Raw genomic sequence first — 8000 nt, 5'->3', positions numbered from 1 at the left:
GCGAAGGTGGCCATACAGTAGGCGCTGGCGTTGTAACTGAAATCGAAGGTTAATTAGTAGCCTTTTATAAAAAATAGGACCCCAATGGGGTCCTATTTTTATGTTAATTTATATATTGTTTATTACATTTGTAACCAAAGATACAGAAACTATCTTTGACTGGTGCTATTATAATCTTAAGGAGGGCAAAAGCCCTCCTTTTGTGTTTTTTAGAAAAGGAGGTAAAGTGATGGGTGAATACAAAAAGTATTGGATAGCTGTAGTAGCCGTACTTATCATTGGTTTTTCAATCCTTGGTTATCTAGGTACTGATGTGTATCATCAAGCACCGCCGGTGCCGACTGCGTATGTATCTCAAGATGGACAGGTCTTGTTCACTAAGGAAGATATTTTACATGGTCAATCGGCATGGCAATCTACAGGTGGTCAATCTGTGGGGACGGTTTTAGGTCATGGCGCTTATCAAGCACCTGATTGGACAGCAGATTGGTTGCATAAAGAAGTATCTATAATGTTGGATATTAAGTCGCAAGAGGCCTTTGGTGTTCTTTATAACCAATTGGGACCTGCACAACAAGCAGCAGTTAAAGAAGTGGTAAAAGAAGAATATCTAGGTAGTGCAGTTCGCGATGATGGAACCGTGGTTTTATCTCCAGAGCGCATTACGGCGATGAATATTACAGGTCGTTATTTTGTTGAACTTTATGGTGATAATCCAGAGTTGACATTGACTCGTGATCATTTTGCAATGAAGGACAATACATTGCCTGAGTTACAAGACCGTATTGATATGGCTCGTTTCTTCTTCTGGACTACGTGGATGGCATCTACCCAACGTCCTGGTACAGATGCGACATACACTAATAACTGGCCACATGAACCGTTATTGGATCATAATCCAACACCTGAAAGTGTTGCCTGGTCTGTTGTGAGTGTCATCATTTTATTATGTGGCATAGGTGTAGTTGTATGGTTGTGGTCCTTTGGTAAGAAAGACGACGAACATGCATTGGTTCCACCAGCAGAAGATCCAATTAGCAAGATTACCTTAACTCCATCTCAACGTTCATTAGGAAAATATTTATTTACAATCCTAGCATTGTTCTTATTCCAATTGGGGATGGGTGGTATCATTGCTCACTATACTGTAGAAGGTCAAGCGTTCTATGGTATTCCTTTAGCTCAATATTTCCCATATTCTATTGCCCGTACATGGCATATTCAGGCGTCCTTGTTCTGGATTGCTATGGCATTCTTAAGCGCTGGTTTATTCTTGGCACCAATTATTAATGGTGGTAAGGATCCTAAATATCAAAAGCTAGGTGTAGATATTTTATTCTGGGCGCTTGTAGTCCTCGTAGTTGGTTCCTTCGGTGGCACATACTTAGGTGTAGCGCATCAAATTCCAGCAGCCTGGAATTTCCTTCTCGGACACCAAGGTTACGAATATATTGAGCTTGGTCGTATCTGGCAATGGATTGAATACATTGGTATTCTATTCTGGCTTGTACTCATGATACGTAGCATTATTGGTGCTTTCAAACAAAAAGGGGATAAAAACCTTATTGCTGCCTTTATCTTCTCTGTTATCATGGTAGGTATCTTCTATGGTCCAGGTTTGTTCTATGGTGAACATAGCCATTTGGCAATTATGGAGTACTGGCGTTGGTGGGTAATTCATCTTTGGGTAGAAGGCTTCTTCGAAGTATTCTCTACTACATTGATGGCATTTATCTTTGTTACACTAGGGCTTGTATCATATCGTGCCGGTACAGTGGCAGCCATTTCCTCTGGTGCTATTTATCTCATTGGTGGTATTCCTGGTACATTCCATCATTTATACTTTACAGGTGTTACATCTACTATTGTGGCGACAGGCGCATCCTTCTCCGCATTGGAAGTAGTACCACTTGTATTATTAGGTTATGAAGCCTTTGAAAACTATACACGTCTTCACAGCGCACCTTGGATGCATCGTTTGAAATGGCCTGTGTACTGCTTTATTGCGGTATCCTTCTGGAATCTAGTAGGTGCAGGGGTGTTTGGCTTCTTGATCAATATGCCTGTATCCTTGTTCTACATTCAAGGTCTTAATACAACTGCAGTACATGCGCATACTGCATTGTTTGGCGTATATGGTTTCTTAAGCTTAGGCTTTGTATTCCTTATTGCTCGTTATATTCGACCTGAAGTAGAATTCAACGATAAATTGATGAAATTCGGGTTCTGGGCTCTCAATATAGGCCTTGCCTTAATGGTGCTCATTAGCTTATTGCCGATAGGTCTTATCCAAGCGTGGGCAAGCATTACACATGGCTTGTGGTTTGCACGTAGCGAAGAATTCATGCAACAACCATTGTTACAAAACTTGCGTTGGCTTCGTATGATTGGTGATACAATACTAATCATTGGTGCCGTAGCATTCTTCTGGCAAATTGTGAAAGTTCTATTTCCGAAGAAATCCTAATTAATAGACATAATATAATTCTATGCATTAACGGCATAAATTGTATGAAAAATATGTGATAATTTATTACCATATTAATGGCGTTCCTTTCTAGACAAGGAACGCCATTTTTTGTTATACTATCCATGTCAGGTACATGTGCCTGGCTTTTTTGAGTTGCTCAAAATTCTTGACATCGCTTGCTACGTATGATATATTTCTTTAGTATGTAGTCGAGCGTTTTCGAGTACAAGAGACAGATTAGTAAATAAAAAGCGAGGTGTATCCGGATGCGTAATGCCATTACTTTAGCTTGCACAGATTGCAAACAACGTAACTATCAAACGAACAAGAATAAAAAGAACAATCCTGATCGTATTGAAATGATGAAATATTGCAAATTCTGCGGTAAACATACATTACACCGTGAAACAAAATAATTCTTATCATTCATTACCTGTTGATTTGAGGATGTGAAACAATGGCAAAGTCTAACTCAGCAGTGCAGCAGCGTGGTGGATTTGGAAAATTCTTCCGCGGTGTGAAAGCTGAACTAAAAAAAGTAGTCTGGCCAACAAAAAAAGAACTCATCAATTACACAATAGTAGTATTTTTAGTGACGATTTTTATCGCCTTTATTATTTATGTACTTGATGCAGTCTTTGCCCAACTTTTTAATACGTTGTTGCACTTTGTTGGATAAGGGGGCCATTTCATGGAAGCAGATAAGAAGTGGTATGTAATTCATACCTATTCAGGCTACGAAAATAAAGTTAAAACCACTCTTGAACTTAAAGTTCAGTCTATGGGTCTACAAGATGTGATTAGCCGAATTTTGGTACCTCTTGAAGACGAAATTGACGAAAAAGATGGGGTTAAAAAAGTAGTAAAACGTAAGATATTTCCTGGGTACGTATTGGTTGAAATGGAAGTTAACGACCGTTCTTGGTATGTTGTACGCAACACACCAGGTGTAACAGGCTTCGTTGGCTCTGCCACAAAACCAGTTCCACTTTCTGATTCCGAAGTAGAACATATACTTAAGTCTCAGGGCTTGGATAAGAAACCAAGCATCAACATCGATGTAGAAGTTGGTGAAACGGTACGCATTACGTCCGGGGCCTTTGAAGATAAACTAGGTGTTATTACCGAACTTAACCCTGAAAAAGGAACATTGAAACTTAATGTGGAAATGTTCAACCGAGATACCGAGGTAGAGGTAGAGTTCTCTCAAATTGAGAAAGCTCTTTAATATATATATTATAACTCTAAAAAAGAGCAATCGATTTTGGTTGCCAGTGGGAGGATGTATATCCGTTACCACCACAGTATAAGCATAGGAGGTTTAATTACCCATGGCTAAGAAATTAGTTAAACAAGTAAAACTACAAATTGAAGCCGCTAAAGCTACTCCAGCACCACCAGTTGGTCCTGCATTAGGTCAAGCAGGTGTTAACATCGTTGCTTTCACAAAAGAATTCAACGAACGTACTGCTAAACAAGCTGGCTTGATTATCCCAGTAGTTATTAACGTATATGAAGATCGTAGCTTCGACTTCATCACTAAGACTCCACCAGCTGCAGTATTATTGAAAAAAGCTGCAGGTATTCCAAAAGGTTCTGGTGTACCTAACCGTGATAAAGTAGCAAAAGTAGGTCGCGATAAAGTTCGTGAAATTGCTGAATTGAAAATGCCTGACTTGAATGCTAATACCGTAGAACAAGGTATGCGCATGGTAGAAGGTACTGCTCGCAGCATGGGCATTGAAATCGTTGACTAATAAGCGTACGACTTGCGCATAAGGCGCAAATCGGTGGGAGGGAATTCCCGTTTGACCACATAAGGAGGATATTATAATGGCAAAAGTAGGTAAGAAATACGCTGAGGCAGTAAAACTTATTGAAGCTGGTAAGTTCTACGAACCAGTAGAAGCAATCGAGTTGGTTAAGAAAACTGCAACTGCAAATTTCGATGAAACAGTTGAAATCGCTTTCAACTTGAATGTCGACCCTAAATACGCTGATCAACAAGTTCGTGGTGCAGTAGTATTGCCTCATGGTACTGGCAAAACTAAACGCGTTCTTGTATTCGCAAAAGGCGACAACATTAAAGCAGCTGAAGAAGCTGGTGCAGATTTCGTAGGTTCTGAAGAGTTAGTAGCTAAAATCCAAGGTGGTTGGAGCGACTTCGACGTAGTAGTTGCTACACCAGACATGATGGGTCAAGTTGGCCGTCTTGGTAAAATCTTGGGTCCTAAAGGCTTGATGCCAAACCCTAAAGTTGGTACAGTAACTCCAGACGTTGCTCGTGCAGTAAACGAAATCAAAGCTGGTAAAATCGAATACCGTACTGATAAAGCAGGTATTGTCTCTTGCTCCATCGGTAAAGCGTCCTTCGATGAAGAAAAATTACTTGACAACTACCGTACAATCGTTGATACTATTATCAAGGCTAAACCTGTAGCAGCTAAAGGTCAATACATTAAATCTGTAACCTTGTCCGCTACAATGGGCCCTGGTGTGCCTTTGAACGTGTTCAAATTGAGCAACGTTACAAAAGAGCAATAATCACATATGTCTCTTAGCTGTAGACGGCTGGTATGTATAATGGATGAAAATCCGCCCGCTGAGGCTGACACTAGATAATCTAGGACTAGTTCGACCTCATCGCGTGCGATGGGGTCGTTTTTACGCTAAGATAGTACATAGAGCACCAAAAAATCTACAAGGAGGTAATCTAATGGCTGTCACTGAACAAAAGAAAGCAATCGTTGCTCAAATGAAAGAAACTCTTTCTGAAGCAAAAGGCGCTGTATTGATTGGTTACACTGGTTTGACTGTTGCGCAAGCAACTGATCTTCGCCGCAAAATGTTGGCTGAAGGCGTTGAATACAAAGTAATCAAAAATACTTTGACTCGCATTGCTGCAAATGAATTGAATCTTGAAGGTTTCGCTGAGCATTTAGAAGGTCCAACTGCATTGGCTACTTCTAAAGAAGATGCTGTTGCACCTGCTCGTGTAATCGAACAATTCATCAAAACTACTGAGAAAGAAGTTGTAACAGTTAAAGCTGGTATCGTTGAAGGCGAAGTGATGGATGCTGCAGGCGTTAAAGCAATTGCAAGTCTTCCAAACCGCGAAGGCATGCTTTCCATGTTGCTTTCCGTATTGCAAGCTCCTGTTCGCAACGTTGCATACGCTGTCAAAGCTGTTGCAGAAGCTCAACCAGCAGAAGCTGCAGAATAATAATTTCTGCGAAGTATTCATTGGTCGCTTAAGACTGATACAATAAACTATTTTATGGAGGAAAACTAAAATGGCATTGAACATTGAAAACATCGTTGCTGAATTGAAAGAAGCAACTATTCTTGAACTTAATGATCTTGTAAAAGCAATTGAAGAAGAATTTGGCGTAACTGCAGCAGCTCCTGTAGCTGTAGCAGCTGCTGGTGGTGCTGAAGGCGGCGCTGCTAAAGATTCCTTCGACGTAATCTTGAAAGATGCTGGCGCATCCAAAATCAACGTAATCAAAGTTGTTCGTGAAGCAACTGGTCTTGGCTTGAAAGAAGCTAAAGCTATCGTTGATGGCGCTCCTGCACCTGTAAAAGAAGGCGTAGCTACTGAAGCAGCTGAAGCTTTGAAAGCTCAATTGGAAGAAGCTGGCGCAACTGTAGAATTGAAATAATTCTAGCCATAATAAAAGGCGTACCCTCGGGTACGCCTTTTTTGTTATAGAAATAAAATTTGTAGATATCTATCAATACCAATTAGCCAGTTTTTGCTATGATTATTGAATTTTATAAATGCTAGCCGATTTAGTTTTTCCAACTTCTGTTGCTATGTTATTGGTTGGTGAATTAGCAAATTCTTTACTATATTTATTTGGCACAATGATGATAGCACCTTTTTCATTAGATACCCTTGTATCAAACTCTTCTACTGTTATAGTGGGCATCAATGTTTTGCCTGCTGTCCATACAGGATTATCTGTAGTATGTACAAATACTTGAGTTGGTGTATCTTTTGTATAATATACAATCGATGTATAGTAGGTACCATATATATATGTGTGTTGAGCACTTGACTTAATATATGGCTTGAATTGAAGCCCTGATTGATCAGATAAAATAGGTGTTACAGTTATTGTGATTGCCGTATATAAAATAGTTAAAGGTGTGGCTAAATAGATAGATAATGGTACGTTGCGATTTCTATACCGTTTAACTACTAGTGCAAATAGTACTAGTAATACGAATGCACTAATTAATGGTATAGGATTTAATTCTGGTGTTGCGATGCTGGCTACTAGGAATAAGATTGTATATATGCCTAATGGAATCGTCACAATATATTTAAAACTAGTACTCTTGTTATGGAAGCTAGCTGTGATAGCTTCAGCACCCCAGATAAGACATGGGATTATTGCTGGTAACGTATAGGTTATATACTTTGTGGCCACTAGTGAATAGAATAATACAATTACTACAAACCAGATAGCGCCGAGAAGATAAAAATTATTTTTCCAGGTAATGTTTTTGAGTCGGTAAATAACGGCTGGTGTCCATGGTAATAGAGCAAGAGGGACAATGATTAGGTAATAATACCAAACATTGAATTTTGGGTGCTCAGATACAAGTGCTCGCTCCATGTTGTGAAGCCCTAGGAAACCAGATATGAATTCTTGACCGTGAATCAAGTACATAGCGATGTACCATGGACTGGCAAGAACTATAAATAGTAGAATTCCCAAAGGATTAAATAATAATGTAATATCCTTAGCAAGTGAGTATTCATCCTTATCTTTTTGGGTGAACCATCGTGCAGCAATGAATAGTAATAGTATTAATCCAGGCAGAACAATACCAACGGGCCCTTTAGTTACGACCGCTAAGGCTGCTGCCGCATAGGCTTTTACCATGGAATGTTTATCGTTCTTGGTGAAAGCTAGATAAGAATAGCCGAAGATGGCTAGTGAAAAGAAGAATAGGAAGCCGTCTGTTATGACTGCGTGAGAAATGTACCAGAACTGTAAGGCACCAAACAAAAGTATGGCACTTGTTACTGCTATATGCGTGGACTCTTTAATGCGATACACAAGATGGTACATAAGCGCTACACTGCCACTGGCAATGAGTGTATTCGGTATACGCGATGTAAAGTCAGATATGCCAAATAGTTTATAGCTTATCATGAGCGCCCAATAGGTGAGGGGCGGTTTATCATACCATACTTGGTCATATATCATGGGTGATATCCATGAGTTATGTTTCAGCATTGTAATAGCAGATAATACATAGTTGGATTCAACTGGATCGGTTATGGGTAGATAGGCATTATAGAAACCGTAACTTAGTACGGTTAATAAAAATAGCGCACCTATGCGCAGCATGTGATTGTTAATCATAGTGACTCCTTACTTACATAGTTTATATTATTGTACTATAGGGCGTGTAATAATTAAACCAATGAAAGATAAAGGTTTTATCAATATGGAAATAGTTACAAAAAAAAATTATTTATGAAATAATATATTGTATAGAATATTGTTTGTAC

Annotated in this window: 9 protein-coding genes; 8 read left to right on the top strand and 1 reads right to left on the bottom strand. The window is 39.3% G+C overall.

Annotated elements, in window-relative coordinates:
* The first annotated feature begins 229 nt into the window (after nt 1-229).
* The 8 genes from Q7P05_RS06260 (at nt 230) to rplL (ending at nt 6132) form a co-directional block, all read left to right on the top strand.
* Nucleotides 230-2467: a nitric-oxide reductase large subunit gene (locus tag Q7P05_RS06260; RefSeq protein ID WP_303931135.1), complete on the top strand. Its 2238-nt coding sequence runs from the start codon at nt 230-232 to the stop codon at nt 2465-2467.
* A gap of 269 nt (nt 2468-2736) precedes the next feature.
* Nucleotides 2737-2886 carry a 50S ribosomal protein L33 gene (gene rpmG / locus Q7P05_RS06255; RefSeq protein ID WP_004693530.1) on the top strand — a complete coding sequence of 50 codons (150 nt, stop codon included), beginning with the start codon at nt 2737-2739 and terminating at the stop codon, nt 2884-2886.
* A 41-nt stretch (nt 2887-2927) separates the two neighbouring features.
* A complete protein-coding gene (gene secE / locus Q7P05_RS06250; RefSeq protein ID WP_005385468.1) occupies nt 2928-3149 on the top strand; it encodes a preprotein translocase subunit SecE in 222 nt (73 codons plus the stop codon).
* 12 nt (nt 3150-3161) lie between these two features.
* Nucleotides 3162-3698 carry a transcription termination/antitermination protein NusG gene (gene nusG / locus Q7P05_RS06245; RefSeq protein WP_005385471.1) on the top strand — a complete coding sequence of 179 codons (537 nt, stop codon included), beginning with the start codon at nt 3162-3164 and terminating at the stop codon, nt 3696-3698.
* Nucleotides 3699-3801: 103 nt separating this feature from the next.
* A complete protein-coding gene (gene rplK, locus Q7P05_RS06240; protein ID WP_004693535.1) occupies nt 3802-4227 on the top strand; it encodes a 50S ribosomal protein L11 in 426 nt (141 codons plus the stop codon).
* Nucleotides 4228-4303: 76 nt separating this feature from the next.
* Entirely contained in the window at nt 4304-5014 is a 711-nt protein-coding gene (gene rplA, locus Q7P05_RS06235; protein ID WP_119207245.1) for a 50S ribosomal protein L1, read from the top strand.
* Between the two features lie 172 nt (nt 5015-5186).
* Nucleotides 5187-5693 (top strand): 50S ribosomal protein L10, encoded by a 507-nt coding sequence (gene rplJ / locus Q7P05_RS06230; RefSeq protein ID WP_105089712.1) that lies wholly within the window; start codon nt 5187-5189, stop codon nt 5691-5693.
* 70 nt (nt 5694-5763) lie between these two features.
* Entirely contained in the window at nt 5764-6132 is a 369-nt protein-coding gene (gene rplL, locus Q7P05_RS06225; RefSeq protein ID WP_005385476.1) for a 50S ribosomal protein L7/L12, read from the top strand.
* Nucleotides 6133-6234: 102 nt separating this feature from the next.
* Here rplL and Q7P05_RS06220 read toward each other — a convergent pair whose 3' ends face one another.
* Nucleotides 6235-7851 (bottom strand): glycosyltransferase family 39 protein, encoded by a 1617-nt coding sequence (locus Q7P05_RS06220; protein WP_303931132.1) that lies wholly within the window; start codon nt 7849-7851, stop codon nt 6235-6237.
* Nucleotides 7852-8000: the final 149 nt, after the last annotated feature.

Origin of the sequence: Veillonella dispar, from assembly GCF_937975875.1 — a bacterium.
GTDB lineage: Bacteria > Bacillota > Negativicutes > Veillonellales > Veillonellaceae > Veillonella > Veillonella dispar_B.
The sequence above is the reverse complement of the archived record's forward strand: the minus strand, read 5'-3'. Positions and strand labels throughout refer to the sequence as shown.

Excerpts from the sequence above, each read along its gene's own strand:
- Q7P05_RS06260 (WP_303931135.1), top strand. The coding sequence starts at position 230 with ATGGGTGAATACAAAAAGTATTGGATAGCTGTAGTAGCCGTACTTATC.
- rpmG (WP_004693530.1), top strand. The coding sequence starts at position 2,737 with ATGCGTAATGCCATTACTTTAGCTTGCACAGATTGCAAACAACGTAAC.
- secE (WP_005385468.1), top strand. The coding sequence starts at position 2,928 with ATGGCAAAGTCTAACTCAGCAGTGCAGCAGCGTGGTGGATTTGGAAAA.
- nusG (WP_005385471.1), top strand. The coding sequence starts at position 3,162 with ATGGAAGCAGATAAGAAGTGGTATGTAATTCATACCTATTCAGGCTAC.
- rplK (WP_004693535.1), top strand. The coding sequence starts at position 3,802 with ATGGCTAAGAAATTAGTTAAACAAGTAAAACTACAAATTGAAGCCGCT.
- rplA (WP_119207245.1), top strand. The coding sequence starts at position 4,304 with ATGGCAAAAGTAGGTAAGAAATACGCTGAGGCAGTAAAACTTATTGAA.
- rplJ (WP_105089712.1), top strand. The coding sequence starts at position 5,187 with ATGGCTGTCACTGAACAAAAGAAAGCAATCGTTGCTCAAATGAAAGAA.
- rplL (WP_005385476.1), top strand. The coding sequence starts at position 5,764 with ATGGCATTGAACATTGAAAACATCGTTGCTGAATTGAAAGAAGCAACT.
- Q7P05_RS06220 (WP_303931132.1), bottom strand. The coding sequence starts at position 7,851 with ATGATTAACAATCACATGCTGCGCATAGGTGCGCTATTTTTATTAACC.